We start from the raw sequence: 25,154 nt of genomic DNA on the forward strand, positions 1-25,154 counted from the left end.
GCGCGCTGCTTTCAAGATCAAAAGATGAAAAGCGGCGCTCGCCGCGCGGCAGGCCGCCAGCGGGGGGTGAAGGGCGTCGGTTCCCCCGCCGTATGGCCTGGCGGAGCCAACCACAGATTTGCCGGGGTGCCGCTAAAACTTTTTGCTCGTTCCTCGCAAAAACTTTTGGCTGCACCCCGACAAATCTGTGGTAGCCCTTCGGGCAGGCCATACGGCGGGGGAACCGAGGCCCTTCACCTGTGGTTGGGACCACGACACCGCGCGCTGCGCGCGGAGGGACTGCGCGGGGTTTGGCTAGACCCGAGCCGGTGATCGGCGGGCCAGTGCGGCTAGGACGAGGGTCACGGTGGCCGAAGTGGCTGCGGTGAGGGTTATCGCCGTGCCGGGTGAGGTTAGTTGGGCGAGCGTGCCTGCGAGTAGCACGCCGATGCCCTGGAAGGCGACCATGCCGGTGCCGTGCAGGCCCAGGACCTGGCCGGACAGGTCGTCGGGGGCTAGGGACATCAGGCGTTCCTGGAGGACCAGGCTGGCCGCGAAGCCGGCGGAGGCGATCGTGACCGCCACCGCTGACAGCACGACACCGGGGTGCAGGACGAAGAACAGGTAGGGCACGGCCAGCAGCAGGCGCAGTGGGGTCGCGAGCTTCGGGCGTAGGGCGGGTGGCACCAGGCGGCCTACTGCCAGGTCGCCCGCGAACATGCCCAGCGCCCCGCAGGCGTAGAGGGTGCCGGCGGCGTGTGGGGCGTAGGAGACGTAGAGGGAGTCGCCGCCGACGACCAGGCCGTTCGGGACCCACAGGCCCAGGTACGTCAGCAGGCGCGCGCGGGAGGACAGCAGCAGGGCGTTCGTGCGCCAGGTCGCCGCTATGGACGGGCGGCCCTTCGAGCGCGGTGGGCGGGCGGTGAGGCCCAGGCGGGTGACCAAGGCCGACAGCGCGTACAGCGCCGCTGCGAGGAGCAGGCACGACTGCGGGGACAGCAGGGTCAGCAGGAGGCCGCCGGTCGCGAATCCGGTGACCTGCACCAAGCCCCAGAGCATGTTGTAGACCGACCGACCCAGCACGTACCCGTCCTTGGACAGGATCTCGGTCAGCAAACCGCCGCGCACCCCGCCGCCCAAGGACGCGACCACGCCCTGGAGCAGCAGTACCGCGAACAACGCCCACACCGGGAGGGACAGGGCCAGCACCGCCGTGGTCACCGCGAACGCCAGCCCGAGGCCGGTCAGGGTCGCGCGCGGCGGGACCCGGTCGGCCGCCGAGAGCAGGAACAGGCCGCCGAGGAGTTGGGCCAGTTGCGGGCCGAACATGCTCAGCGCCGACAGGAACGGCGAGCCGGTGGCGCGGAAGACGAGCGTGCCCAAGGCGAGGCCGCCGATCGTCTGGGCGGCGGCGAAGGCGGCGAAGGACAGCAGGAACGGGGTGAACTCCGGTGCGCGGAACAGGGAGCGGTAGCTGCGCATGGGTTCGGATTCTCGGAAGCGGCGCACCGCCGTGGTAATTGTTTCGCAGACACGCGAAAGGTCGTCACCGCATGGGCTTGTGGCAGATCGACGCCGACACGCTCGCCCGCAGCCGGTTCGTGTTCTCGCCGTTCGCCGAGACCTTCGCGAGCCTGCGCCTGCTGCACGCCGGGACCGGTGCCCACCCCGGCGAGGACGCGTGGCTGCGGGACCACCTGCCCGGCTACCGCGCCCACCTCGCGGCCGACCCGGTGGCGGGGCCGCTGGTCGAGGCCGCGCTCGGGAAGTCGTGGATCGCGGACTTCTTCTGCCCCACGTCCGTCGTGGGCGAGAGCTTCGAGGGCACCGTGGCGCGGGTGCGGGAGACCGGGGCCGAGCAGGCGCGGGACGACCTGCGGGTGTCGTTGAAAGGGCCGCTCCCGGCGGTGCTGGACCGGGACGACCTGCCCGAGCGGGCGACCGTGCTGCTGACCCACGTGTGGGAGCGGACCGTGCGGCCGTACTGGGAGCGCCGGCGGCGGGTCATGGAGGCCGACATGGTCGCGCGGACCGCGCTGGTCAGCCGGGGTGGGTGGGCGGCCGTGCTGGACTCGCTCAACCCGTGGACTCGGTGGCTGGGCGAGAGCCGGTTCCAGGTCAACCGGAACGCCAACCCGCCGCGCGAGATCGCCGCCGGGGCGGACCTGCTGTTCATGCCGGTGACGCCGCGGACGAGCTGGGTGTCGTGGGAGGGGAAGGAGCGGTACGCCGTCGTCTACCCGTGCCTGGGTGTGCTCGCCGAGGACCGCCGGCCGGTGCCGGCGGGTCTGGAGGCGTTGATCGGGTCGGCGCGGGCGGGGCTGCTGGTGCTGCTCGGGACGCCGCTGAGCACCACCCAACTGGTCGCTGTCACGGGGCAGGCGCTGGGGTCGGTGGGTCGGCACTTGAAGGTGTTGCGGGACGCCGGGCTGGTGGAACGGCGGCGGGCGGGGCGGTCGGTGCTCTACGCCCGGACCGCGGCCGGGGACGTGGTGTTGGAGGCGTCCGGGGCGTGAGCGCGCGGGGCCTGGGTCGCTCCGGGGGCCTCCTCCGCCCCCGGAGCGACGAACCGCTTACTTCAGGCCCGCGTCGACCGCGTTCATCAGGGTGCCGGTGTCACCGGACATCTCCCAGATCATCGCGCCCAGCAGCCCGCGCTGCTTGAACCACGCGGTCTTCTTCTGGATCGACCAGACGTCGTCGAAGGTCCACCACTGCCCGCCGTTGCCGGTGAAGCAGGAGGTCGCCACCGCGGCCTCGTCGTGGACCACCGTGCAGTTCGGCACGCTCGCGATCAGGTTGGAGTACCCGCGCGTCCCGGCCTCCTCCTGGAACTGCCCGGGTGCCGCGCCGGTCGCCGACTGCCACTCGCCCTTCTTCCCGCCGTCCTGCACGCCCTGCCAGCCGCGGCCGTAGAAGGCCAGGCCCACGGTGATCTTGCGCGGGTGCACGCCGGCTTCGAGGTAGGCGTTGACCGAGTCCTCGACGCTGAAGTGGAACGGGTACGGGTCGTCCGCGTCCGGGTACAGGTTGCCCTGGTGGCCGGTGCGGTTGGGCTCCCACGAGTTGTCGCTGCCCGAGCCGTGGAAGTCGTAGCCCTGGACGTTGAAGATGTCCATCGACTGCGCGACCCGGCCCAGCTCCCAGCCGGTCTCGATCTTGCCGCGGTCGGCCGGGGTGAACGCGGTCAGCTGGTAGCGCTTGCCGGTGGTCTGGCTCAGCTCGTCCATCTGCCGCCGGAACTCCTCGATCAGCAGCGTGTTGTTGCGCTTGTCGTCCGGGCTGATGTGGTTGCCCGCGTGGCCCTCCGCGCCCGGCCACTCCCAGTCGAGGTCCACGCCGTCGAAGATGCCCGCCGCCGTGCCGGGGCCGCCCGCCGCGTTGTAGGTCGGCAGGTTGCCCTTGAGGTAGATGTCCAGGCAGGACGCCACGAACTTCTTGCGGGACGCGTCGGTCTTGGCCACGTCCGAGAAGTACTTCGAGTACGTCCACCCGCCCAGCGAGATCAGGACCTTCAGGTGCGGGTGCTTGGCCTTGAGCTTCTTGAGCTGGTTGAAGTTGCCGCGCAACGGCTCCCAGCCGGTGTCGGCCACGCCGTCCACGGACTGGGCCGAGCTGAACGGCCTGCTGTAGTCGGCTTCCGCGTCACCCGCGCCGTCGCCCTGGTTGGGGTCCTGCGGGTTGGCCGAGGTGCCCTTGGTGACGCCCTGGAGGCAGGTCAGGTTGACCGGGTCGATGTTGCCGAAGGCGTAGTTGATGTGGGTCAGCTTCGCGGCGGCGCCGTTGGTGTCCAGGTTCTTCACGAAGAACTGGCGGCCGTAGATGCCCCACTGGACGAAGTAGCCGACCCGGGCGTAGCCGCCGACGATGTCCGAAGTGGACACCTTGAGGCTGTTGCTGGGACCCGAGATGTTGTCGTAGAGGTCGCGGGCCTTGACCGAGAACATGTACTCCGTGGACGGCGACAGGCCGTCCACCTTGGCCGTGGTGCCGATGACCGTGGCCTTCACCGTCGTGCCCACGTAGACGTCGTAGTTCGCGACGCCCTTGTTGTCGGTGGAGGCGTCCCAGGCCAGGGTCACGCTGCCCGCGTCCTTGGCGGTGCTGCGCAGGTTGGCGGGCGCGGACGGCGGGGTGGTGTCGTCGGCCGGGTTGTTGGTGGTGACGGTGAGTTGGTTGCTCGCCGGCGAGGTGGTGCCCTTGGTGTCCTTGGCCTTCACCGTGAACGTGTAGGCGGTGTTCGGGGTGAGGCCGGTGACGGTCGCGGTGGTGCCGGTGACCGTGGTGGCCAGGGCGGTGCCGTTGTAGACGTCGTAGCCCGCGATCGGCAGGGAGCCGGACGTGGAGGCGTTCCACGACAGGGACACCGTCTTGGTCGTCTTGACCGGGGAGGTCAGGTTCGTCGGGGCCGTCGGCGGGACGTCCGGCGAGCCGTCGCAGTTGGCGTTGTTGATCCGGCAAGTCACCGGTTCGACCGCGCGGCTCAGGGTGAACGTCGGGCTGTAGGGCTCGGTGGAGCGGCGTGCGCCGACGGACTTGTTGTAATGCACCGGGGTCAGGGTGACGGTGGTGCCGTTCTGGGCGATCGTGCCGTTCTGGGCGTTGCTCGCCGTGACGCCGCTGGGCAGGGTGAACGTGATCGACCAGTCCGCCAGCGTGGTGTCGGTGTTGTTGTTCACGACGAACTTGCCCGTGCTGCCGCTGAGGCTGAAGTCCGCGGTGACCGGGGCCGGCGGCGGGGGCGGGTCGCCGCTGCCGTCGCAGTTGTAGCCGTTGATCGTGCAGGTGGTGGGGTCGACGGCCGCGCTGAGCGTGAAGCTCGGGCTGAACGGCTCGGTGTTGCGGCCCGCCTGGATCGTGGTGATGTAGTAGGCGGGCGTCAGCGTGACCTTGGTGCCGTTCTGGGTGGTCGTCGCGTTCTGCACGCCGCTGACCGTCACGCCGGCCGGCAGGTCGAACTTGATGGACCAGCCGGAGATGGCGGCCGTCGTCGGGTTGGCGACCACGAACTTGCCCGTGGTGCCGGTTCTGCTGAACGTGGCGGTGAGTCCGGTGGCGGCGGACGCCGCGCCGGGGACGGCTAGGGCTGCGGTGGCGAGTGCCACCAGCGCGATGGCTAGTCGGCGCATGGGTTGTGCCTCTCGATTGACAGGGAATCGTTCGAGAACCACGGCGGCCACGTCCGAACGTAGGTCGTGCGGGGGCGAATGACAATGGGTCTAGACCAATTGCGTCCGTTCAGCCGCGTGGGCGGAAGCGGACCGCGGTCCCCGGGCGGGCCTGCCCCAGCAGGGGGAGGGCCGCCGGCGGGACGACACCGATCACCGGGTAGCCGCCGGTCGTCGGGTGGTCGGCCAGGAAGATCACCGGCAGGCCGTCCTTGGGCACCTGGACCGCGCCCGTGACCAGGCCTTCGCTGGGCAGCTCCCGGTGTTCGCAGCGGTCGAGGGCGGTGCCTTCGAGCCGGAGCCCGACCCGGTTGCTGCGGTCGGAGACGGTCCAGCGGCCTTTCCGGAGTTGCGCGGCCGGGTCGTCGAACCAGTCGTCGCGGGGGCCGAGGAGGAGCGGGAGGTCGAGTTCGGCGGGGACCTGGACGGGGACGAGGACGTCCGCGCCGGTCGGGACGCCGGTGGGAGTGCCGAGGGGGAGGACGTCGTGCGGCCGGAGGGGTGCCGGGCCGATGCCGGAGAGCAGGTCGGTGGCGCGGCTGCCGAGCTCGGGGTCGGTGGCGATGCCGCCGGAGACGGCCACGTAGGTCCGCAGGCCGCCGGTGGGGGTGCCGAGGACGAGTTCGTCGCCGGGGCGCAGGTGGACCGGGGAGTCGCGGTGGACGCCGTTGACCAGGGTGGGCGTGCACGGTCCGGTCACGGCGACCGTGCAGGCGGTGTCGGCGCGCAGGTGGAGGCCGCCGAGGAGGACTTCCAGGCCGGCGGCGTGCTCCGGGTTGCCGACCAGGCGGTTGGCCAGGCGGAGGGAGGGTTGGTCCAGGGCGCCGGACGGGGGGACGCCCAGGTGTGCGTGACCGGGGCGGCCCAGGTCCTGGACCAGGGCCTGCGGGCCGGTGCGCAGGACGGTGACCGTTCTCGCGGCGGTGCCGGTGCGGCCGTCGGCTCCAATGTCGGTCGTCATGCCGCGGCCTCGAAGCGGACGCGGTCGCCGGGCTGGAGCAGGGCGGCGGGGTCGCGGCGCGGGTCGAACAGCGGGGCGTCGGTGCGGCCGATCAGCCGCCAGCCGCCCGGGGTGGCCCTGGGGTAGGCGGCGGTGTACTCGCCCGCGACGCCGACCGAGCCCGCCGGCACCTTCGTCCGCGGCGAGTCGAGCCGGGGCTGCTGGAGGGCTTCCGGCAGCCCCACCAGGTAGGCGAACCCGGGTGCGAACCCGCAGAACGCCACCGAGTAGGTGGCCCCGGTGTGCAGCCGGACCACCTCGTCGGGCCCGACCCCCGCCGTCTCGGCGACCAACTCCAGGTCCGGCCCGTCGTAGACCACGGGGATGGTCACTTCGCGGCTTTCGGACTCCACGCGGTGGCTGAGGTCGACGGTGTCCAGGACGCGCCGCACCGCCGCCAGCCCACCGGGCCGCGCGCCGATCAGGACGGTCCGCGCGGCCGGGACCAGCTCCACCACCTCGGGCAACGCGGCGGCGTGGACGGCGGCCCGCACCGCCTCGACCTCGCCGAGCGAGTCCACCTCGACCAACACCGCGTCGGTCCCGCAACGCCGCAGTCGCATGGGTACAGCGTACGGCCTACAAGAGGATTGTTGAACAATCCCCTGGGTTATCCGACGACCCGCTTGAGGTGGGCCGAGGTGTGCGGCTGGAGCGGCTGGCCGACCATCGCGCGTTCCTCGACGTAGGCCAGGTCGCCGTTGTTGACGATCCCGTACAGCCGCTGCGCGCCGGTGACCTCTTTGGCGGTGGCCGTGCGGATGACCGCGTCGGTGCCCAGCTCCCACGAGGTCTGGGTGCGCGGCTTGCCGTAGTACAGCTCCACGATCCCGGTGTTGTGGGTGAGGAGGACCTCGATCGTGTCGTCGGCCTGGGGGCGCCAGAAGCCGGTCTCGCGGGCGGCGGGGCGGATGACGTTGCCGTCGGCGTCCAGCAGCCAGGAACGGGCTTCGTAGAACAGGAAGGGGCGGCCGTCGTGCGCGAACGTGATCTGCTGACCGAACCGGTACGGCCCGTCGATGGTCGGGTAGACCACTTCCCCTTCACCGCGCCAGACACCCACCAGCGGCAGCAGCGCCAGGCAGGCGTCGTGCAGGGAGGGACCTTCGCGCAGGTTCGCGGTGTCCGCCGGGATCGGCAGGTCGTCGAACTGCGGGAGGTTGCGGTTGCGGGTCACCTCGGCACGCGCGGCAGCCGCCTGCACCGCCGCGTCACCGCTGCCCGGAACGGGTGCGTTGTCAGTCATCAGCGCTGGTCGGAGTACAGCCGGTAGACGACGTACCCGGCGAACCACACGACGAGCAGCGACACGAAGACCAGCAGGCCTGTGAAGAAGTGTTCCACCCGCCGAGTTTATCGCCCGCCCTGCACCACACGCCGACCACGGTGGTCAACGCCACGACCCCCGGGGACCACCGCCCCACCCCGCTGCCCCGCCTCTGCCACCCCCTCTGCCACCGCGCCGCCCCGCCGCGCCGCCCCCGCCGCGCTGCCCCGCGCTGCCCCGCCGCGCTGCCCCGCGCTGCCCCGCCGCGCTGCCCCGCGCTGCCCCGCCGCGCTGCCTCGCTCCACCGCCCACCGCCTGGCCGCCGCGCCGCCCTCCGCCGCCGCGCCGCCTCCCCGCGCCGCCTCGCTCCACCGCCCGCCGCTCCACCGCCCGCCGCTCCACCGCCCGCCGCTCCACCGCCTGGCCGCCGCGCTGCCCCGCCGCGCCGCCCCCGCCTCGCCCGCCTCGCCGCCGCGCCGCCTGCCCACTGCGCTTCCGCCCGCGCTGCGGCGAATTTGTCGTACCCCGGTGGGACAATCGAAACCGGGGGCGGCAGCCAAGCCCGCGCGATTCGCAGGGTGGCCCCCCGAGGCTCGCGAGTCGCCTACCAGCGGCTTCACAGCGCACGTGGGCGCACAAGCCAGGCCGGCGCTGCCGCCGGCCGCGCGGCTCCGCCGCGAGCGACTTCGTCGCTGAACAGCCCCTGCTCGCCGCCGGTCGGTCCGGGGCCGAAGCCGACCTCAGCCAGCCTGCCCGAGCCGAGCCGCCCTCCCCGCCCAGCGCGAACCGCCGAACCCGGACACAGGCGAAGGCCCCGGCGGCGATGCCACCGGGGCCTTGCGGGGTAGCGCCGGGGAACCCCGTGCGCTCCTCAGATCATCACGCCACCGCGACCTCGACCGGGTGGACGCCCGGCCCCTCCGCCGACACCGACGCCTGGCCGTTGCCCGAGCGGTGCAGGGCGCGGATGGTCCACGTGCCGGGGGCCGCGTAGAAGCGGAAGTCGCCCTGCGGCGACGACACGACCTCGGCGGTGAACTCGCCGGACGCGTCCAGCAGTCGCACGAAAGCGCCGCCGACCGGGCCGGACGCGTCGCTGACCTTGCCGGTCAGCACGACCTCACCCGAACCGACCTCGACCTCGACACCCTGCACGGGCGCGCCGCAACCGTCGCTCATACCTCAGGCCTCCTTGCCACTGCCGAGCTCGACCGGCACGCCGACCAGCGAGCCGTACTCGGTCCACGAACCGTCGTAGTTCTTCACGTCCTGGTGGCCCAGCAGCTCGTGCAGCGCGAACCAGGTGTGCGACGAGCGCTCGCCGATGCGGCAGTAGGCGATCGTCTTGCGGGAGCCGTCGAAGCCGGCCTCGCCGTAGATCTCGGCCAGTTCCTCGTCGGACTTGAACGTGCCGTCCTCGTTGGCCGCCTTGCTCCACGGCACGTTGATCGCGCCGGGGATGTGGCCCGCGCGCTGCGCCTGCTCCTGCGGCAGGTGGGCGGGCGCGAGCAGCTTGCCGGAGAACTCGTCGGGCGACCGCACGTCGACCAGGTTGCGGTTGCCGATGGACTCCACGACCTCGTCGCGGAACGCCCGGATCGACAGGTCCTGCTCCTGCGCCTTGTACTCGGTCGCGGGGCGCTCCACCGGCTCCTTGTCCAGCGGGCGGCCGTCGAGCTCCCACTTCTTGCGGCCGCCGTCGAGCAGCTTGACCGACTGGTGGCCGTACAGCTTGAAGTACCAGTACGCGTAGGCCGCGAACCAGTTGTTGTTGCCGCCGTACAGCACGACGGTGTCGTCGTTGGAGATGCCCTTGGCCGACAGGAGCTTCTCGAAGCCCGCGCGGTCGACGAAGTCGCGGCGGACCGGGTCCTGCAGCTCGTTCTTCCAGTCGACCTTCACCGCGCCGGGGATGTGGCCCCCGTCGTAGGCAGTGGTGTCCTCGTCGACCTCCACGAACACCACACCGGGCGTGTCGAGGTTCTCCTCGGACCAAGCGGCCGAGACCAGGACGTCTTCACGGCTCATCGAGCGGCTCCTGTTTCTTTCGTTTCTTACTGCGGGCGTGCGAGGGCTGGGGCGTAGCGGCGCAGGAGCAGGAACATCTCGCAGCCCAGGCACAGGCCGAGCGCGGCGTTGAGCAGCGCGGCGACCAGCGCGGCGGACGTGGCGATGACTCCGAGCGCGGTGAGACCGGTGGCGTACCCGATCGTGCCGACCAGGGCGAAGACGAACCCGACACCCTGCGCGAACCGCAGCGGGGCGGCCTCCTCGCGCTCGGACGTGGGCGTGAGCCTCGGCTGGACGGCGAACCGGTAGACGTGGCCCCACGGGTTGAGCTTGAGCGAGATGAACGCGCACAGGCCGAACAGGACGGTCTGTGCCGCGAGCAACCGCCACGACCCGGTCAGCAGCACGACCACGAGGATGGCGGTGGTGATCCAGGCGCTGAAGCGGGGACCTCGGGGGTCCACGGGGGCATCTTTCGACACGGCGACCTCCTGACGGTGACATGACTGGGCAGTCCGTCTTCAGGCGGTGTTAGGGGCTGGCGGACCCACCCGTCAAGGGCGTCCGGCAGCCGGTGGACCGCCCGGTCAGCTCGCCGCGCGACACAGGCTGCTGCGGACGCGGCACAGGTCCACCGCGAGTCGCTTGGTCAGCAGGCTGTTCATGCCGACGAGACTAGCCGCTCGTCCCCCATGCCGGGAGTGGCGTCCAAAACGTGGGAGTACCGAGGTTCACCCGATCGGTCGAGGCAGGTGGGGCCGCAAAGCCGCAAGGAGCGTGTCGCGTTTCGGAACGCCTCCGACCCGGAGCAGTTCGGCACCCGACGCATCCAGGGCGAGCGTCGTCGGGGTGCGCATGACCCGCAGTCCGGCGGCCACTTCGGGCAGGTTGGTGACATCGAGTTCGACATGCCGAAGTCCGTCGGTCCGGTCCGCCAGGTCCGACAGCAGCACGCGGGTGTGCCGGCAGGGCGCGCAGAACGTCGTGGAGATCTGCAGCAGGGTCACCGGGGTCGCCGGGTCGAGCAGGTCGCGCACCGGACCCGGCAGGTCGTCACGCGGCTTCGCGGGCACCCGCACCCTCCCGCCGTGCACGCGCAGCAGCACCCCGACGACCGCCACCACGGCGACCGCCCCGAGCACCGCCCACGCCCCGGTCATCGGACTCCATCAAGGGGGATGTCGTTGATCGTGCCCTCGACGGTGAAGGCCCCGCTCTCCACTTTGACAGCCGTCGGCGTCACCGTGAAGGGCAGCTTGCCCGGGTCGATGGTCACGCTCAGCGCCGACCGCACCGCGCCCAGCACCTCCGCCAGGCCCGCCAGGGACAGGTCGTCCACCTCCACGTCCTGCACGGCCACCGCCACCTGCTCGTTGACCAGCGTCACCGACCCGTACGCGGTGATCCGCAGCTTGCGCCCGGCGACCGTGGTGTTGCCGCTGAGCTTGACCGCCGCGCGCGTCGGGTCCGGCTTGTCCGGGGCCGGGGTGGGCGTCGCCTCCGGCCGGGTGTCCGGCTCGATCGCCATGTCGGTGAACGGCGTGACGTTGTTGACCAGCCGGTTCAGGTCGGCGGCCTTGATCTTCACGCTGCCCCTGACCTGGTCGATGGTGGCGCGGGAGGTGTCGCCCGCGAGCAGGTCCGACAGGCCGATGCGGGTGTGGTAGAGGTTCGCCCGCACCTCCAGGTCGCGCAGGTCGTCGCGCACCGGCACGCCGGTCGCGGTGATCTCGATGTCCCGGTAGTCGCCGGAGACCGCCTGGAACAGGAACGGGAACCCGTTGATCCGCACCGACGGGTCCTCGCTGAGGTTCAGCTTGTCCCGCATGCGCTGCGCGATCTGGTACTCGCCGGCCGCCGCGAGGCCGAAGTCGGCGGCCACCAGCAGGCCGACCACCACCAGGCCCGCGATGATCAGCTTGCGGCCCCGGGCGGGGCGGCGCTTGGTCTGCGTGACGGTCATCGACTTCCCTCGTGCGTTGACTCTCGGTCCAGCCAGGTCGCGATCCGGTCTACCAGAGCGGGCGTCATCGCCGACTCCGCGTGGCGGATCCGCGGTTCCAGCCACAGGACGGCGTCGCCGCCCGCCGCCCGGTGCAACGCGCGCGCGTGCGCGGGACCGAAGTAGTGGTCGTCCTCGCCGTGCACCAGCAGCAGCGGGGTGGGCGTGATGCGGTGCACGACCTCCAGCGGGCTCTCCGGCGGCGTGCGCCACGGCGGGCCCAGCCGGACGCCCAGCGCCCGCGCGGCCAGCCTGCCGTGCGGCTGTTCCAGCAGCCAGTGGACGCGCCGCATGGCCGGCGTCTCGCGCACCCACCAGCGGGACGGGCTGCTCACGGCCGCGACCGCGTCGGGGCGCTCCTCGGCCAGTGCGGCGTGGCGCAGCGCGATCGAGGCGCCCATGGAGAACCCGACGGTCACCACGCGTCGGTACCCGAGTTCGCGGGCCAGCGAAACCCCGGCGGCCAGGTCGTGCACCTCGTCGGCGCCGACCGTGCTCAGCCCTTGGGACAGGCCGTGCCCCCGGAAGTCCAGCGCGACCACCCCGCCGCGCAGGGCGAACCGGCGCAGGACGCGGGCCACGAACGGCTTGCGGACGTGGTTGGTGAACCCGTGTCCGACGACGAAGGCCAGGTCGGAGCCGGGTCGGGCGGGCTGGAGGTGTACACCGCCGAGGCGGACAGCTTTGTGTGACATGCGTGTAACACGCGTGACGCTTGTGGAAACAACTGTGACCCTGTCCTGCTGACCTGGGCCTTTTGGGGCGAGCACCGGTATCGTCTCCGTCATCCGCAGGCAACGGGGCCCGGTCACCGTACTTCGCGCTGCCAGGTCGGTGACCAGACACCGGCCGAACGAGAGGGCGCCGCGATGAGCATCGACGTGCTGCTGCTGACCACCGATCCCGACCCCGAGGCGGTCCTGCCCGCGCTGTCGCTGCTGCCGCACGACGTGCGCCCGCTGCGCCCGGAGGTCTCGGCGCTGCTGGAGGCGGGTCCCCACGACATCGTCCTGGTGGACGCGCGGACCGACCTGGTCGGCGCGCGCAGCCTGTGCAGACTCCTGGACTCCAGCGGCGTGGACGTGCCCGTGGTGGCGGTCGTCACCGAGGGCGGCCTGGTCGCCGTGAACTCCGACTGGAGCGTGGACGAGATCCTGCTCCCGACCTCCGGCCCGGCCGAGGTCGACGCCCGTCTGCGCCTGGTCCGCTCCCGGCGCGGCACCACCCAGCCCGGCGGCGACGGCTCGCTGCAGCTCGGCGAGCTGGTCATCGACGAGGCCACCTACACCGCCCGCCTGCGCGGCCGTCCGCTCGACCTCACCTACAAGGAGTTCGAGCTGCTGAAGTACCTGGCCCAGCACGCCGGCCGCGTCTTCACCCGCGCGCAGCTGCTCCAGGAGGTGTGGGGCTACGACTTCTTCGGCGGCACCCGCACGGTGGACGTGCACGTCCGACGCCTGCGCGCCAAGCTCGGCCCCGAGCACGAGTCCCTGATCGGCACCGTCCGCAACGTGGGCTACAAGTTCGTCCGCCCGCCGCGTCCCGGTGCCACCCGCCGCGTGGACCACGTGGTGGACGTGGACTCGCCGATCGACGAGGCGGAGCTGATCTTCCGTGCTTGATGGCGCGACTCCGTCGCGCGGCTCGGCCGCCTGAAAGTCGGCTCATCGCGCCGCGTTTCCCACCGATCGGAAAAGCTGATCGGTGGGAAAGGCGGCGCGACAAGCCGACGGCGGCCTCGCGGGCTGACCTGCGACGTGTCGCCTGACGGTTCGGTGATCACCGAGTAGGTTCGGCGGTGTGGAATCGACGTGGTTCGAGGAGCTGACCGACGACCAGGTCCGTGAGGTCATGGACCTGGTCGAAGCGGCCCAGTACGCCGACAACGGTGTGGCTCCGGTGGGTGAGGCCGTCGTCTTGAGGCTCCGGCCCGGTGCGCGCGGCAGCAATCACCTGCTCGTGCGCGAAGACGACACGTTGGTGGGATATCTCCACCTCGACCTCTTCGGCGACGCGGACGGCAACAAGGTCGCCGAACTGGCCGTCCACCCCGAGCACCGTCGTCGCGGAGTGGGCACCGCCCTGGCCACGGCCGTCGCCGAGCGGGCCGCTCCGCTGCGGATCTGGTCGCACGGTGGCCACCCCGGTGCGCAGGCCCTCGCCGCCAAGCTCGGCTACCGCAAGGTCCGCGAGCTGCTGCGCCTGCGCCGGCCGCTGGACGACACCCTCCCCGAGCCCAAGCTCCCGGACGGCGTCCGGTTGCGCGCGTTCGAGCCGGGCCGGGACGAGGCCGCCGTCGTCTACGTCAACCACCGCGCGTTCTCCTGGCACCCCGAGCAGGGCGCGATGAGCATCGAGGACGTCCGTGACAAGGAGCACGAGCACTGGTTCGACCCCAAGGGCTTCCTGCTCGCCGTGGACGCCGAGGAGCGCCTGCTGGGCTTCCACTGGACCAAGACGCACACCGGTGACCTGGGCGAGGTGTACGTGGTGGGCGTCGACCCCGACGCGCAGGGCGGTGGCCTGGGCAAGGCGCTGACGCTCGCCGGGCTGGAGCACCTGCGCGGCACCGGGCGCACGGAAGTGATGCTCTACGTCGAGTCCGACAACGCTCCGGCACTGGCCGTGTACGCCCGGTTGGGGTTCGAGAAGTGGGACTCGGACGTCCAGTACGCCAAGTAGTGACGGACCGGTCACGTCACGCAAACGTGCAGGTCACGGCTTCACCCGAAGGGCGGTGTGCCTAGTCACCTCCCGTGTGGAGTTCACCCCTCGTTCATCTTCTCCTGGGCGCCTGTCCACCCTCGCTGCCTACCGTCCGTGTCGTGCGGCGAGCTTCGTCGCCCGATCCCGCTTCCGTCAGGTGGAGGACCCAGGTGAAGACCAAGCGGCACGGCGCCGTTGTCGGCCTTTTCGCGGCCGGTGCGCTTCTGCTCACCGCATGTGGCAGTGACGACAACACCGGTGGCAACGGTGGCTCGACGACCGGCGCCGCGGCGTCGGACGTCGCCGTCGAGTGCGGTGGCAAGTCGAAGCTGAACGCAGAGGGCTCCTCGGCCCAGAAGAACGCGATCGACACGTTCATCCAGTCGTACCAGAAGAAGTGCTCCGGCTCGGACCTCGCGTACAACCCGTCGGGCTCCGGCGCGGGTGTGAAGAACTTCATCGCGGGCCAGGTCGACTTCGGTGGCTCCGACTCCCCGCTGTCCAAGGACAAGGGCGAGGTCGACAAGGCCACCGACCGCTGCAAGGGCAACCCGGCGTGGAACCTGCCGCTGGTGTTCGGCCCGGTCGCCATCGGCTACAAGCTCGACGGCGTGAAGGACCTGGTCCTGAACGGCGAGGTCGCCGCCAAGATCTTCAACGGCACCGTCAAGAAGTGGAACGACCCGGCCATCAAGGCCCTCAACGGCTCCGCGTCCCTGCCGGACAAGGACATCAAGGTCGTCTACCGCTCCGACGAGTCGGGCACGACGGACAACTTCCAGAAGTACCTGAAGATCGCGTCCAAGGGCGCGTGGACCCAGGGTGACGGCAAGGCGTTCAAGGGCGGTGTCGGCGAGGGCAAGGAGAAGTCCGCCGGTGTCGCGCAGGCCGCCGGCTCCGTCGACGGCGCCATCACCTACGTCGAGCTGTCCTTCGCGCAGGAGAACAAGCTCTCCATGGCCAAGATCGACACCGGCGCGGGCGCGGTGGAGCTGACCGGCGACACCGTCGGCAAGGCCATCGACGGCGCCAAGGTCAAGGGCGAGGGCAACGACCTGGTCCTCGACCTCGACTCGATCTACGGCACCACCACCGCGGGCGCCTACCCGCTGGTCCTGGCCACCTACGAGATCGTGTGCTCGAAGGGCTACGACGCCGACACCGCCAAGGCCGTGAAGGCGTTCCTCACCGTGGCCGCCACCGACGGTCAGGCGGGCCTCGTGGACGCGGGTTACGCTCCCCTGCCCAAGGCCTTCCAGGACAAGCTGCTGACCGCCATCAAGGCCATCGCCTGATCCGGCCGGCACAATCCTCCAGCTAGCGCCATCGCGATGAACGAACGCATCGTGGCCAAGCGCCCCGCGGGCACCGGTACCACCGGTGCCCGCCGGGGCGTTCCGGCTGCTCGACCCGACTCGGAGGCTCCGATTCCCCCGACCACGGAAGCCGACCAGAAAGCACCCCACGTCCGGCCGGGTGACCGGATCTTCCGCGGCCTCGCCACCGGCTCGGGCATCTTCATCGTGGTCCTCATCGGGGCCATCGGCCTGTTCCTGCTGCTCCAGGCGATCCCCTCCCTCGCGCTGGACCAGGTCAACTTCCTCACCAGCCGCGAGTGGTCCACCGGCGACGTCACCAACCTGCGGTTCGGCATCCTCGACCTGCTCCTGGTCACCGTGGTGTCCTCCGCGCTCGCGCTGCTGATCGCGATGCCGATCGCCCTGGGCATCGCGCTGTTCCTCACCCAGTACGCGCCCCGGCGCCTCGCGCGGCCGTTCGCCTACGTGGTGGACCTGCTGTCCGCGGTGCCGTCGATCATCTTCGGCCTGTGGGGCCTGTTCGTCCTCGGCCCGGTGCTGACGCCGTTCGCCGAGTGGCTGATGGACGCCCTGGGCTGGATCCCGCTGTTCGCCAAGGGCAACGTGAGCATCGAGCTGGGCGGCACCATCTTCACCGCCGGCATCGTGCTCGCGGTGATGATCCTGCCGATCATCACCGCCGTCAGCCGCGAGGTGTTCGACCGCACGCCGGTCACGCACATCGAGGGCGCGATCGCGCTGGGCGCCACCAAGTGGGAGGTCGTGCGCACCACGGTCCTGCCGTTCGGCAAGGCCGGTTACGTGAGCGCCTCGATGCTGGGCCTGGGCCGCGCGCTCGGCGAGACCATCGCGCTGATGATCATCCTCAGCGGCACCAACGAGGCGTTCGGCTGGAGCCTGTTCGACGGCGGCGCCACCTTCGCCTCCAAGATCGCGCTCGCCGCGCCGGAGTTCAACGACCCGAAGTCGGCCGGCGCCTACATCGCCGCGGGCCTGGTGCTGTTCGTGCTGACCTTCGTGGTCAACGCCATCGCCCGGTCCATCGTCGCCGGTCACAAGGAGTACGAATGACGACCGAGACGGCGGACCTGAACCGCCTCGCGACGCCGCCGACGTTCCAGAGCGTCAGCGGCGCCCGGAAGTTCAAGAACGGCGTGGCGACGGCGCTGGTGTACCTGGCGTTCGGCATCGCCATCATCCCGCTGGTCTGGGTGCTGTACACGGTCATCCAGCGGGGCCTGCCGGTCGTGCTGGACGGTGACTGGTGGCAGAAGTCGCTGTCGGGCCTGCTGTCCCGGCAGCAGGGCGGCGGCGCGTACCACGCCATCTACGGCACGCTGGTGCAGGCGCTGGTGTGCGGCCTGATCTCGGTGCCGATCGGCCTGTTCGTCGCCGTGTACCTGGTCGAGTACGGCGGCCGGTCCAAGCTGGCCCGCGCGACCACCTTCATGGTCGACATCCTCACCGGTGTCCCGTCCATCGTGGCCGCGCTGTTCGTCTACACGCTGTGGATCACGACGATCGGGTTCAGCCGCAGCGGCTTCGCGGTGTCGCTGGCGCTGGTGCTGCTCATGGTGCCGGTGATCGTGCGGACCACCGAGGAGATGCTCAAGATCGTCCCGGACGAGCTGCGCGAGGCGTCCTACGCGCTGGGCATCCCGAAGTGGAAGACCATCGTCAAGATCGTCATCCCGACGGCCCTGTCGGGCATCCTGACCGGCATCATGCTCGCCCTGGCCCGCGTCATGGGCGAGACCGCGCCGGTGCTCGTGCTCGCCGCCTACGCGCCGTTCATCAACTACAACCTGTTCGACGGCCCGATGGCGTCGTTGCCGCTGATGATGACCACGGAGCGGAACAACCCCACGCAGGCGGGCTTCGAGCGCATCTGGGGTGCGGCGATCACCCTGGTCCTCATCATCACGCTGTTCAACCTGCTGGCGACCGTGATCTCGCGGTGGCTGGCCCCGAAGACCAAGTGAGCGGGCGGTTATGGCCAAGCGCATCGACGTGAAAGACCTCAACCTGTTCTACGGCAAGTTCCACGCCGTCGACGGTGTTTCGCTCGCCGTGCCGCCGAAGAACGTGACCGCGTTCATCGGACCGTCCGGCTGCGGCAAGTCCACCGTGCTGCGCTCCCTGAACCGCATGCACGAGGTGGCCCCGGGCGCCCGCGTCGAGGGCAAGGTCCTGCTCGACGGCGAGGACATCTACGCCCCGGCCGTAGACCCGGTGCAGGTCCGGCGCACCATCGGCATGGTGTTCCAGCGCCCGAACCCGTTCCCGACCATGTCCATCCGCGACAACGTCGTGGCCGGGCTCAAGCTGGCGGGCGAGCGCAACAAGAAGAAGTTGGACGAGGTCGCCGAACGCTCCCTGCGCGGGGCGAACCTGTGGAACGAGGTCAAGGACCGCCTCGACCGCCCGGGCGGCGGCCTGTCCGGCGGCCAGCAGCAGCGCCTGTGCATCGCGCGTGCCATCGCGGTGCAGCCGGACGTCCTGCTGATGGACGAGCCGTGCTCCGCCCTGGACCCGATCTCCACCTTGGCGATCGAGGACCTGATCACGGAGCTGAAGAAGGAGTACACGATCGTCATCGTGACCCACAACATGCAGCAGGCAGCGCGCGTCTCCGACCAGACGGCGTTCTTCAACCTGCTGGGTGTCGGTCAGCCGGGCCGGCTGATCGAGGTGGACGACACGGAGAAGATCTTCTCCAACCCCAGCCAGAAGGCCACGGAGGACTACATCTCCGGCCGCTTCGGCTGACCGTTCTTCGCCTCGGGGACGCCCGGAGGCCCCTCCGCCTTGCCGGCGGAGGGGCCTCTTCGCTTTGTGGTATCTGTCACCCGATCGGGTGGCCAGGGCGGTGCTGACGTGCGGTGGGGGAACCGCGGATATTCCGATCACGTCATAGCCGGGACACCGTCTGACGTGCGCGGTAACGTGCTTGGCAGGAATTGAGTGATCGCAGGGGGTAGTGGTGGCGCCACAGGGTGCGTGGAGCGCGCAGTCGATGAGCGCGATGACGACCAGCATGCGTGGGCTGAAGCAGGCTGCCGAGTCGGGCTCGTTCGCCATCAGCAAGGAAGGCGCCGAGGCGTACATCAAGGCCATCGAGGACGCCCAGAAGGAACTCCGCCAGCTCGACAAGTACAACGCCCAGTTGGCGCAGGAGACGAAGCTGGGTACCAGTCCCGACGCCCAAGCGATGAGCCGCTACAACGTGGAGAGTGCGAACGGCGGTGCCGGAACCACGGGCATCTTGCCGGCATTGGACCAGTTGAAGATGGCACTCGAAGACGCCAGGCTCGCGATGAAGAAGGCGATCGAGAACTACGACCAGGTCGACGGCTCCGCTGCCAGTGGCCTGAAGCGCTACTGAGATGGGGATGCAGTTGACCAGGAACCTGGTGATCCGTTCGATCCTGCCGATCGCGGTGCTCGGCGTCGTGCTCGCCGGTTGCTCGGAGAAGCAGGGCGGGACGCCCACCGCCGGTAGCGACACCCCGACCACGACCGGCACGTCGGCGAAGCCGACCACGACGTCCTCGTCGGGCACCAGCGGTGGCCTGGAGTCCTTCGACGCCTGCGCCGCGGTGCAGGCCGCTGCCGGCCAACTGCCTCTCACCGAGATCGAGCCCAACGGCAAGGCGGGCTGTGATGCCGAGTTCGGCACGTCGGTGTCCCTGGGTGTCAAGGCTTACCCCAGTCTGGGCATCTCCGACTTCGTGATGGGTCCCAATTCGAAGCCCTCGGACATCACGATCGGTAGCCGCAAAGCGCGAAAGGTCGGCGCGCCCGCCGGGGGTACGACCAGTTCCTGCGCCGTGACGATCGAGGTCACCGCCAAGTCGCGCGTCGACGTCGTCGCCTCGGCCAACGCGTCCCAGGACGAGGCGTGCGACGCGGCGACGAAGCTGGCCACCGCCATCGAGCCCAAGCTGCCGAAGTAGGACAGGAGGAGAGTCGTGGCACCGCGGAACACGCAGCAGCCCGGCACGCAGCAGGCGAACCCCAACGCGACCGAGGTCACCTAGGTCGGGCAGGCGGACGCCGAGTATCGGCGGGAGGCCGAGAAGAACGGCGGGTTCTTCGGTGTCTTCGACGACTGGCCGCGCTGAAGACGAAGTCCGTGCTCGGTCTGGGCCGCGCGTCCGTCAAGACCGTCGCGCTGGTGGTCACCCTTAGCAGCGCCAGCGCGGTTTTTGGTTGGAGTCTGTGTTCGACGGCGGCTCCACTTCGCGGCGCGCTGGCGTTTGTCGAAGCGGCGGTGAAGTAGGCCGTCGAGAACTACCGCGAAGTCGACGAGTCGGCGTTGAGCGGGTGCAAGCGTTACTGAGATGGGGATTGCGTTGACCAGGACTCTGGTGACCCGTTCGATCTTGACGATCGCTGCGGCGGCGTTGCTGCTAGCCGGTTGCACGTCGAAGGAGCCGGGCGACCCCACAGCGGGTGCCACCACCTCCACCACCGCGACCAAGTCCCCCGACAAGACGACGACCACGTCGAAGCCCGCCTCCGGCGACGCGCTGGCGGACTTCGACGCGTGTGCCCAGGTGAACGCTGTCGCGAGCCAGTTGTCGCTGAGCCGGATCGAGCCGAGCGGCAAGGACGAGTGCGATGCGCGGTGGGGCCAGACGACCACCGCGGTGAAGGTCAAGGCGTTCCCCGACCTGGGCATCAGCGACGCCACCGGCGGGTCGAAGGCGCGCATCTCCGACACCTCGATCGGCACGCGCAAGGCCAAGAAGGTCGAGGCCGGCGTCACGGACACGTCCTGCCTCATCGCCGTCGAGGTCGGCTCGAAGTCGAGGGTCGACTTCTACGCCGCGTCGACCACGTCCGTCCAGGAGTCCTGCGACGCGGCGACCAAGCTGGCCACCGCCATCGAGCCCAAGCTGCCGAAGTAGGACAGGAGGAGCGTCGTGGCACCGCGGAACGCGCAGTAGCCCGGCACGCAGCAGGCGAACCCCAACGCGACCGAGGTCACCTAAGGTTGGGCAGGCGGACGCCGAGTATCGGCGGGAGGCCGAGAAGAACGGCGGGTTCTTCGGTGTCTTCGACGACTGGCCGCGCTGAAGACGAAGTCCGTGCTCGGTCTGGGCCCCGCGTCCGTCAAGACCGTCGCGCTGGTGGTCACCTTGAGCGGCACCAGCGCGGTTTTGGTTGGAGCCTGTGTTCGACGGCGGCGCCACTTCGCGGTGCGCTGGCGTTGGTCGAAGCGGCGGTGAAGTAGGCCGTCGAGAACGACCGCGAAGTCGACGAGTCGGCGTTGAGCGGGCTCAAGCGTTACTGAGATGGGGATTGCGTTGACCAGGACTCTGGTGACCCGTTCGATCTTGACGATCGCAGCGGCGGCGTTGCTGCTAGCCGGTTGCACGTCGAAGGAGCCGGGCGACCCTACGGCACGCAGTACGGCCACGACAACCGCAGCCTCGGGCCAGTCGACGACGACCTCCAAGCCTTCGTCCGGTGACAACTTGTTGGCCGACTACGACCCGTGTGACGAGCTGAACGCGATCGCGAGCCAGGTGTCGCTGACCGAGATCGAAGAAGACGGCCGACAGGAGTGCAAGGCGCGCTGGGGCCAGACGACGACCGTGGTACGGGTCAAGGCTTTCCCGGAGTTGGGTATCGGGGAGATCGTCGGTGGAGCGAATTCCAAGTTCACCGATCTCTCCATCGGCTCCCACAAGGCGAGGAAGGTCACCGCACCCTCCTCGAGCACGTCCTGCGCCGTGACCGTGGAAGTGTCCGCCAAATCGCGAGTCGACGTCGTCGCCTCCGCCACTTCGTCCCAGGACGAAGCGTGTGACGCGGCGCAGAAGGTCGCCACCGCCATCGAGCCCAAGCTGCCGAAGTAGTACAGGAGGAGCGTCGTGGCACCGCCGAACGCGCAGCAGCCCAACACGCAGCAGGCGAACCCCAACGCGACCAAGGTCACCTACGCCGGGCACCGGCGGGAAGCCGAGAAGAACGGCGGGTTCTTCGGCGTCTTCGACGACTGCCCGCGCTAAAGACGAAGTCCGTGCTCGGTCTGGGCCGCGCGTCCGTCAAGACCGTCGCGCTGGTGGTCACCCTGAGCAGCACCAGCGCGGTTTTTGGTTGGAGCCTGTGTTCGACGGCGGCGCCACTTCGCGGCGCGCTGCCGTTTGTCGAAGCCGCGGTGAAGTAGGCGACGAGCTGTGTGCCGAGTACGAGAAGACTGGGCGTCTTCGCTTGTGGTGTCTGTCACCCGGTCGGGTGGCCGGGGTGGTGCTGACGTGCGGTGGGGGAACCGGGGGTGTTCCGATCCCGTCATAGCTGGGACACCGTCTGACGTGCGCGGTAACGTGCTGGGCAGGAATTGAGTGATCGCAGGGGGTAGTGGTGGCGCCACAGGGTGCGTGGAGCGCGCAGTCGATGAGCGCGATGACGACCAGCATGCGTGGGCTGAAGCAGGCCGCGGAGTCGGGCTCCTTCGCCATCAGCAAGGAAGGCGCCGAGGCCTACGTCAAGGCCATCGAGAGCGCCCAGCGTGATCTCCGCGACCTCGAGAGCAAGATGTACGTGTTGCAGCAGGAGACCCAGCTCGGCACCAGTCCCGACGCCCAGGCGATGAGCCGCTACAACCTGGAGAGCGCCAATGGCGGCGCGGGCACGACCGGCATCGTGCCGGCCATCACCCAGCTGAAGTCCGCTCTCGAAGATGCGAAGGTGGCCGTGCAAAAGGCTATCGAGAACTACAACCAGGTAGACGACTCGGCCGCGAGCGGCCTCAAGCGCTACTGAGATGGGGATGCAGTTGACCAGCAACCGGGTGATCCGTTCGCTCCTGCCGCTCGCGGTGCTCGGCGTGGTCCTCGCCGGGTGCTCGGCCAAAGAGGGCGGAACAGCCACGCCCGGCAGCACCGCGGCCACCACGACCGGGACGTCGGCGAAGCCCACGACGACCTCGGCCGGCGGTGGGGACGGCCTGGCGTCGTTCGACCCGTGTGCGGCGATGAAGGCAGCCGCCGGTCAAGTGCCGCTCACCGACGTCGAGAACGACGGCAAGCAGGAGTGCAAGGCCCAATACGGCTCGACGGTCTCGGTGCGGGTGAAGGCTTTCCCCTCGCTGGGCATCGCTGACGTCGTCGGTGGCGCCAACTCCAAGTTCACCGAGATCCCCGTCGGCAACCACAAGGGCCGGCGAGTCACTGCTCCGGTGTCCGACTCGTCTTGCGCTGTGGCGATCGAGATCACGCCCAAGTCACGCGTCGACGTCGTCGCCTCCGCGAACGCGTCGCAGGACGAAGCTTGCGACGCGGCGACCAAGGTCGCCACCGCGATCGAGCCCAAGCTGCCGAAGTAGGACAGGAGGAGAGCCGTGGCACCGCCGAACGCGCAGCAGCCGAACCCCAACGCGACCAAGGTCACCTACGCCGGGCAGACGGACGCCGAGCTGGAGGCCGAGTACCGCCGGGAGGCGGAGAAGAACGGCGGGTTCTTCGGCGTCTTCGCCACCATCGACGACTACCTGCGCTGGAAGACCAAGTCCGCCCAGAACCAGCAGCAGCAGAAGCAGGACCTGGAGAAGGTCGTCGAGAACTACCGGCCGCCGATGTCCACGGCCGGCTCCTTCTACATGGGCTACTCGCACGACCAGCTCAAGGCCATGGTCACCGACAACATGGCCCCCTCCACCGCCAACGAGCAGGGCGAGGCCTGGACCAAGATCGGCAACACGCTGGTCGACCTCCAGAACAACCTCACCAAGGCCACCGAGGCGAGCAAGGGCGAGTGGCAGGGCAAGGCCGCCGAGGCCGCCCAGGGCTACTTCACCAACATGGCCGCCTGGTCCGGCAACGCCGCCCAGGGCGCGCAGCTGACCGGCAACAAGCTCTACGAGCAGAGCCAGGCCGCGGACACCGCGAAGTCGTCGATGCCGGAGCCGGTGAACTTCTCCACGGCCGACGCCTACAAGATGTTCTTCTCCGAGCCCAACCCGTTCAAGTGGGCCGAGACGATCGACAAGATCGAGCAGAAGTTCGAGGAGAAGCAGGAGGCGCACGAGCGCGCCGCCGAGGTCATGACGACCATGTCCGGAAGCTTCCAGCAGTCCGGCTCGACCATGCCTGCCTTCGTCCCGCCGCCCCCGATGGAGGGTTCCGGCAGCACGGGCGACCCCGGTGGCAACCAGCCCGGCGGCATCGGCGGGCGGCCCACCGTCCCGGACGGTCCCGGTGGCATCGGCGGTTCGGGCATCCCCGGTGGCTCGGTGCCCGGTGGCGGCACGGGCGGCAACCTCAACCAGTCCGGCCTCATCCCGGGCACGCCCGGCAACCCCGGTGTCCCGCCGGTCGGTCCGGGGCTGCCCGGTGGTCCCGGCTACCCGGGCAACCCCAACTACCCCGGTTACCCGGGCGGTCCGGGTTACCCGCCCGGTAGCGGACCCGGCATCCCGCCCGGCGGTCGGCCGGGCATCCCGCCGGGTGGACGGCCCGGTGCCGGTCCCGGCGGACGGCCCGGCGGCGGTCCGGGTGGACGCCCCGGCGGTGGTCCCGGTGGCATGCCCGGCGGTGGTCGTGGTGGCGGTCCCGGTGGTCTGGCTGCGGCCGGGCGTGGCGGGTTCGGGCCTGGTGGCTTCGGGCCCGGCGGGTCCGCGGGCCTGCTCGGCGAGTCCGGCAAGGCGGGCGCGGGCGGCTTCGGCCCCGGTGGCGCCGGTGCCGGTGGGCTGGGCGGCGCCGGTGCGCGCGGTGGCGCGGGCATGGGCGGCATGGGTGCCGGTGCCGGCAAGGGCGAGGGTGACGAGGACAAGGAGCACAAGTCCGCCTCGTACCTCGTCGAGACCGAGGACGTCTTCGGCGACGGCACGATGGTCGCGCCGCCGGTCATCGGCGGGTGAGCGTGTTCTCGTTCGCCCTGTCCCACGCGGCGGCCGACATCCTGTGGGAGGACCTCAAGCTCGGCAGCCGTCCCTACCCGTTCGACTTCCCCTACCTCGGCCAGACGTTCGACGAGCGGCGCGGCATCCGCGAAGCCGTCTACCGCGACCTGGAGTCCCGCGGCCTCGCGTCGCGGGGCCGGGCCTCGGCCGAGGTGGAGGAAGCGCTCACCCTGCTCGTCCGCTTCGACTACTCGCTCAACGCGATCGCGTCCCTGGACCCGCGCAACGTGGAGCGCCAGCTCCTGGCCCGCAGCGGCGCCCAGGGCGAGCTCGCGGTCGTCGCCGTCCTGGACGACCGGCAGCTGAAGGTCGAGACCATGCGCTCGTCGTCGCTGCTGCGCGCGGTCGTGGACCTGATCCCGCCGGGACGCCCCGGCCCCGGCCAGTCGATCACGGTCGCGATGCCGTCGTCCGCACCGCCGCCCCGCCCGCGCCAGGACGACGACTTCGGCAACACCACCTTCACCCAGGCGATGGCCCCCCGCTCCACCAGCGGGTCCCAGGTCCGCGCCCTGGAGGCGGTGTTCGAGCGCCCGCGCCTGCGCGCCGGCCAGTTCGGCGTGACCGTGCGCGGCAGGCACGGCCGTGAGCAGCGCGCGCCGCAGGTCGCCTGGTTCGACAACGACCAGGGCCGGTACATGTCGCAGACCCGGCAGGGCCAGGACGGCCAGAAGTGGCTCACCCACGCCCCCGCCGACAACGCGCGCATCGCGGGCCAGCTCACCCAGGAGCTCAACGCCCTGCTCAACTAGCCGACGTCACTCAGCAGGGTCACTCGACGGGGGTCACTCG

The 25,154-nt window shown here is 70.3% G+C and carries 29 protein-coding genes; 17 read left to right on the top strand and 12 right to left on the bottom strand.

Going from position 1 to position 25,154, the window contains the following annotated elements; genetic code table 11:
- Positions 1-294 precede the first annotated feature (294 nt).
- Positions 295-1,461: an MFS transporter gene (locus DFJ66_RS25290; protein WP_170199644.1), complete on the bottom strand. Its 1,167-nt coding sequence runs from the start codon at positions 1,459-1,461 to the stop codon at positions 295-297.
- A 71-nt stretch (positions 1,462-1,532) separates the two neighbouring features.
- Here DFJ66_RS25290 and DFJ66_RS25295 point away from each other — a divergent pair, with 71 nt between their 5' ends.
- Positions 1,533-2,495 carry an ArsR/SmtB family transcription factor gene (locus DFJ66_RS25295; RefSeq protein ID WP_121224434.1) on the top strand — a complete coding sequence of 321 codons (963 nt, stop codon included), beginning with the start codon at positions 1,533-1,535 and terminating at the stop codon, positions 2,493-2,495.
- Between the two features lie 57 nt (positions 2,496-2,552).
- Here DFJ66_RS25295 and DFJ66_RS25300 read toward each other — a convergent pair whose 3' ends face one another.
- The 11 genes from DFJ66_RS25300 to DFJ66_RS25345 form a co-directional block, all read right to left on the bottom strand.
- Positions 2,553-5,108, bottom strand: a complete 2,556-nt coding sequence (locus DFJ66_RS25300; protein ID WP_121224436.1) for a glycosyl hydrolase family 18 protein — start codon at positions 5,106-5,108, stop codon at positions 2,553-2,555.
- A gap of 109 nt (positions 5,109-5,217) precedes the next feature.
- Positions 5,218-6,108 (bottom strand): 5-oxoprolinase subunit C family protein, encoded by an 891-nt coding sequence (locus DFJ66_RS25305; RefSeq protein ID WP_121224438.1) that lies wholly within the window; start codon positions 6,106-6,108, stop codon positions 5,218-5,220.
- Positions 6,105-6,710, bottom strand: coding sequence for a 5-oxoprolinase subunit PxpB (gene pxpB, locus DFJ66_RS25310; RefSeq protein ID WP_121224440.1), 606 nt, complete (start codon positions 6,708-6,710; stop codon positions 6,105-6,107). Before pxpB ends, DFJ66_RS25305 begins: the two co-directional genes overlap by 4 nt.
- Positions 6,711-6,757: 47 nt before the next feature.
- Positions 6,758-7,393: a heme-binding beta-barrel domain-containing protein gene (locus DFJ66_RS25315; RefSeq protein WP_121224442.1), complete on the bottom strand. Its 636-nt coding sequence runs from the start codon at positions 7,391-7,393 to the stop codon at positions 6,758-6,760.
- Between the two features lie 900 nt (positions 7,394-8,293).
- The gene (locus DFJ66_RS25320) at positions 8,294-8,593 is read right to left on the bottom strand and encodes a DUF1416 domain-containing protein (protein WP_121224444.1); all 300 of its coding nucleotides are present in this window, start codon (positions 8,591-8,593) and stop codon (positions 8,294-8,296) included.
- 3 nt (positions 8,594-8,596) lie between these two features.
- Positions 8,597-9,442: a sulfurtransferase gene (locus DFJ66_RS25325; protein ID WP_121224447.1), complete on the bottom strand. Its 846-nt coding sequence runs from the start codon at positions 9,440-9,442 to the stop codon at positions 8,597-8,599.
- A gap of 26 nt (positions 9,443-9,468) precedes the next feature.
- Entirely contained in the window at positions 9,469-9,906 is a 438-nt protein-coding gene (locus tag DFJ66_RS25330) for a DUF4395 domain-containing protein (protein WP_121224449.1), read from the bottom strand.
- Positions 9,907-10,011: 105 nt separating this feature from the next.
- Positions 10,012-10,089 carry a putative leader peptide gene (locus tag DFJ66_RS45485; RefSeq protein WP_358256176.1) on the bottom strand — a complete coding sequence of 26 codons (78 nt, stop codon included), beginning with the start codon at positions 10,087-10,089 and terminating at the stop codon, positions 10,012-10,014.
- A 66-nt stretch (positions 10,090-10,155) separates the two neighbouring features.
- Entirely contained in the window at positions 10,156-10,584 is a 429-nt protein-coding gene (locus DFJ66_RS25335) for a TlpA family protein disulfide reductase (RefSeq protein ID WP_121224451.1), read from the bottom strand.
- On the bottom strand, positions 10,581-11,387 hold the full coding sequence (locus DFJ66_RS25340; protein WP_121224453.1) for an LmeA family phospholipid-binding protein: 807 nt from the start codon (positions 11,385-11,387) through the stop codon (positions 10,581-10,583). The genes DFJ66_RS25335 and DFJ66_RS25340 overlap by 4 nt, the downstream gene beginning before the upstream one ends.
- Entirely contained in the window at positions 11,384-12,121 is a 738-nt protein-coding gene (locus DFJ66_RS25345) for an alpha/beta hydrolase family protein (protein WP_246029898.1), read from the bottom strand. The genes DFJ66_RS25340 and DFJ66_RS25345 overlap by 4 nt, the downstream gene beginning before the upstream one ends.
- Positions 12,122-12,295: 174 nt before the next feature.
- Between DFJ66_RS25345 and DFJ66_RS25350 the strand changes: the two genes are divergently transcribed.
- The 16 genes from DFJ66_RS25350 to DFJ66_RS25415 all read left to right on the top strand — a co-directional run bounded on the left by DFJ66_RS25350 (position 12,296) and on the right by DFJ66_RS25415 (position 25,114).
- A complete protein-coding gene (locus DFJ66_RS25350; protein WP_211351320.1) occupies positions 12,296-13,048 on the top strand; it encodes a response regulator transcription factor in 753 nt (250 codons plus the stop codon).
- A gap of 178 nt (positions 13,049-13,226) precedes the next feature.
- Positions 13,227-14,108, top strand: coding sequence for a mycothiol synthase (gene mshD / locus DFJ66_RS25355; protein ID WP_121224458.1), 882 nt, complete (start codon positions 13,227-13,229; stop codon positions 14,106-14,108).
- Positions 14,109-14,302: 194 nt separating this feature from the next.
- A complete protein-coding gene (gene pstS, locus DFJ66_RS25360; RefSeq protein WP_121224460.1) occupies positions 14,303-15,427 on the top strand; it encodes a phosphate ABC transporter substrate-binding protein PstS in 1,125 nt (374 codons plus the stop codon).
- A gap of 36 nt (positions 15,428-15,463) precedes the next feature.
- Positions 15,464-16,522 (top strand): phosphate ABC transporter permease subunit PstC, encoded by a 1,059-nt coding sequence (gene pstC, locus DFJ66_RS25365; RefSeq protein WP_121224462.1) that lies wholly within the window; start codon positions 15,464-15,466, stop codon positions 16,520-16,522.
- Entirely contained in the window at positions 16,519-17,433 is a 915-nt protein-coding gene (pstA, locus tag DFJ66_RS25370) for a phosphate ABC transporter permease PstA (protein ID WP_121224464.1), read from the top strand. Before pstC ends, pstA begins: the two co-directional genes overlap by 4 nt.
- Before the next feature lie 10 nt (positions 17,434-17,443).
- Positions 17,444-18,220: a phosphate ABC transporter ATP-binding protein PstB gene (pstB, locus tag DFJ66_RS25375; RefSeq protein WP_121224466.1), complete on the top strand. Its 777-nt coding sequence runs from the start codon at positions 17,444-17,446 to the stop codon at positions 18,218-18,220.
- 247 nt (positions 18,221-18,467) lie between these two features.
- Positions 18,468-18,836: a hypothetical protein gene (locus DFJ66_RS25380; protein ID WP_246029899.1), complete on the top strand. Its 369-nt coding sequence runs from the start codon at positions 18,468-18,470 to the stop codon at positions 18,834-18,836.
- Positions 18,837-18,843: 7 nt separating this feature from the next.
- Positions 18,844-19,407 (top strand): DUF3558 family protein, encoded by a 564-nt coding sequence (locus DFJ66_RS25385; protein ID WP_211351321.1) that lies wholly within the window; start codon positions 18,844-18,846, stop codon positions 19,405-19,407.
- A gap of 414 nt (positions 19,408-19,821) precedes the next feature.
- On the top strand, positions 19,822-20,364 hold the full coding sequence (locus tag DFJ66_RS25390; RefSeq protein WP_121224470.1) for a DUF3558 domain-containing protein: 543 nt from the start codon (positions 19,822-19,824) through the stop codon (positions 20,362-20,364).
- A 414-nt stretch (positions 20,365-20,778) separates the two neighbouring features.
- Positions 20,779-21,318, top strand: coding sequence for a DUF3558 family protein (locus tag DFJ66_RS25395; RefSeq protein WP_170199648.1), 540 nt, complete (start codon positions 20,779-20,781; stop codon positions 21,316-21,318).
- A 15-nt stretch (positions 21,319-21,333) separates the two neighbouring features.
- Positions 21,334-21,471, top strand: a complete 138-nt coding sequence (locus tag DFJ66_RS42965; protein WP_170199649.1) for a hypothetical protein — start codon at positions 21,334-21,336, stop codon at positions 21,469-21,471.
- 11 nt (positions 21,472-21,482) lie between these two features.
- A complete protein-coding gene (locus DFJ66_RS42970; protein ID WP_170199651.1) occupies positions 21,483-21,629 on the top strand; it encodes a hypothetical protein in 147 nt (48 codons plus the stop codon).
- Positions 21,630-21,856: 227 nt separating this feature from the next.
- Positions 21,857-22,225, top strand: a complete 369-nt coding sequence (locus DFJ66_RS25400; protein ID WP_246029900.1) for a hypothetical protein — start codon at positions 21,857-21,859, stop codon at positions 22,223-22,225.
- Positions 22,226-22,232: 7 nt separating this feature from the next.
- The gene (locus DFJ66_RS25405; RefSeq protein WP_170199653.1) at positions 22,233-22,787 is read left to right on the top strand and encodes a DUF3558 family protein; all 555 of its coding nucleotides are present in this window, start codon (positions 22,233-22,235) and stop codon (positions 22,785-22,787) included.
- 15 nt (positions 22,788-22,802) lie between these two features.
- A complete protein-coding gene (locus DFJ66_RS45110) occupies positions 22,803-24,320 on the top strand; it encodes a hypothetical protein (protein ID WP_121224476.1) in 1,518 nt (505 codons plus the stop codon).
- Positions 24,317-25,114, top strand: a complete 798-nt coding sequence (locus DFJ66_RS25415; protein ID WP_121224478.1) for an ESX secretion-associated protein EspG — start codon at positions 24,317-24,319, stop codon at positions 25,112-25,114. The genes DFJ66_RS45110 and DFJ66_RS25415 overlap by 4 nt, the downstream gene beginning before the upstream one ends.
- The last annotated feature ends 40 nt before the right edge of the window (positions 25,115-25,154 follow it).

The sequence above is a fragment of the Saccharothrix variisporea genome, assembly GCF_003634995.1.
Classification (GTDB): domain Bacteria; phylum Actinomycetota; class Actinomycetes; order Mycobacteriales; family Pseudonocardiaceae; genus Actinosynnema; species Actinosynnema variisporeum.

Coding starts and splice junctions, on each gene's coding strand:
- DFJ66_RS25290 (WP_170199644.1), bottom strand. CDS start 1,461: ATGCGCAGCTACCGCTCCCTGTTCCGCGCACCGGAGTTCACCCCGTTC.
- DFJ66_RS25295 (WP_121224434.1), top strand. CDS start 1,533: ATGGGCTTGTGGCAGATCGACGCCGACACGCTCGCCCGCAGCCGGTTC.
- DFJ66_RS25300 (WP_121224436.1), bottom strand. CDS start 5,108: ATGCGCCGACTAGCCATCGCGCTGGTGGCACTCGCCACCGCAGCCCTA.
- DFJ66_RS25305 (WP_121224438.1), bottom strand. CDS start 6,108: ATGACGACCGACATTGGAGCCGACGGCCGCACCGGCACCGCCGCGAGA.
- pxpB (WP_121224440.1), bottom strand. CDS start 6,710: ATGCGACTGCGGCGTTGCGGGACCGACGCGGTGTTGGTCGAGGTGGAC.
- DFJ66_RS25315 (WP_121224442.1), bottom strand. CDS start 7,393: ATGACTGACAACGCACCCGTTCCGGGCAGCGGTGACGCGGCGGTGCAG.
- DFJ66_RS25320 (WP_121224444.1), bottom strand. CDS start 8,593: ATGAGCGACGGTTGCGGCGCGCCCGTGCAGGGTGTCGAGGTCGAGGTC.
- DFJ66_RS25325 (WP_121224447.1), bottom strand. CDS start 9,442: ATGAGCCGTGAAGACGTCCTGGTCTCGGCCGCTTGGTCCGAGGAGAAC.
- DFJ66_RS45485 (WP_358256176.1), bottom strand. CDS start 10,089: ATGAACAGCCTGCTGACCAAGCGACTCGCGGTGGACCTGTGCCGCGTC.
- DFJ66_RS25335 (WP_121224451.1), bottom strand. CDS start 10,584: ATGACCGGGGCGTGGGCGGTGCTCGGGGCGGTCGCCGTGGTGGCGGTC.
- DFJ66_RS25340 (WP_121224453.1), bottom strand. CDS start 11,387: ATGACCGTCACGCAGACCAAGCGCCGCCCCGCCCGGGGCCGCAAGCTG.
- DFJ66_RS25345 (WP_246029898.1), bottom strand. CDS start 12,121: ATGTCACACAAAGCTGTCCGCCTCGGCGGTGTACACCTCCAGCCCGCC.
- DFJ66_RS25350 (WP_211351320.1), top strand. CDS start 12,296: ATGAGCATCGACGTGCTGCTGCTGACCACCGATCCCGACCCCGAGGCG.
- pstC (WP_121224462.1), top strand. CDS start 15,464: ATGAACGAACGCATCGTGGCCAAGCGCCCCGCGGGCACCGGTACCACC.
- pstA (WP_121224464.1), top strand. CDS start 16,519: ATGACGACCGAGACGGCGGACCTGAACCGCCTCGCGACGCCGCCGACG.
- pstB (WP_121224466.1), top strand. CDS start 17,444: ATGGCCAAGCGCATCGACGTGAAAGACCTCAACCTGTTCTACGGCAAG.
- DFJ66_RS25380 (WP_246029899.1), top strand. CDS start 18,468: ATGAGCGCGATGACGACCAGCATGCGTGGGCTGAAGCAGGCTGCCGAG.
- DFJ66_RS25385 (WP_211351321.1), top strand. CDS start 18,844: ATGCAGTTGACCAGGAACCTGGTGATCCGTTCGATCCTGCCGATCGCG.
- DFJ66_RS25400 (WP_246029900.1), top strand. CDS start 21,857: ATGAGCGCGATGACGACCAGCATGCGTGGGCTGAAGCAGGCCGCGGAG.
- DFJ66_RS25405 (WP_170199653.1), top strand. CDS start 22,233: ATGCAGTTGACCAGCAACCGGGTGATCCGTTCGCTCCTGCCGCTCGCG.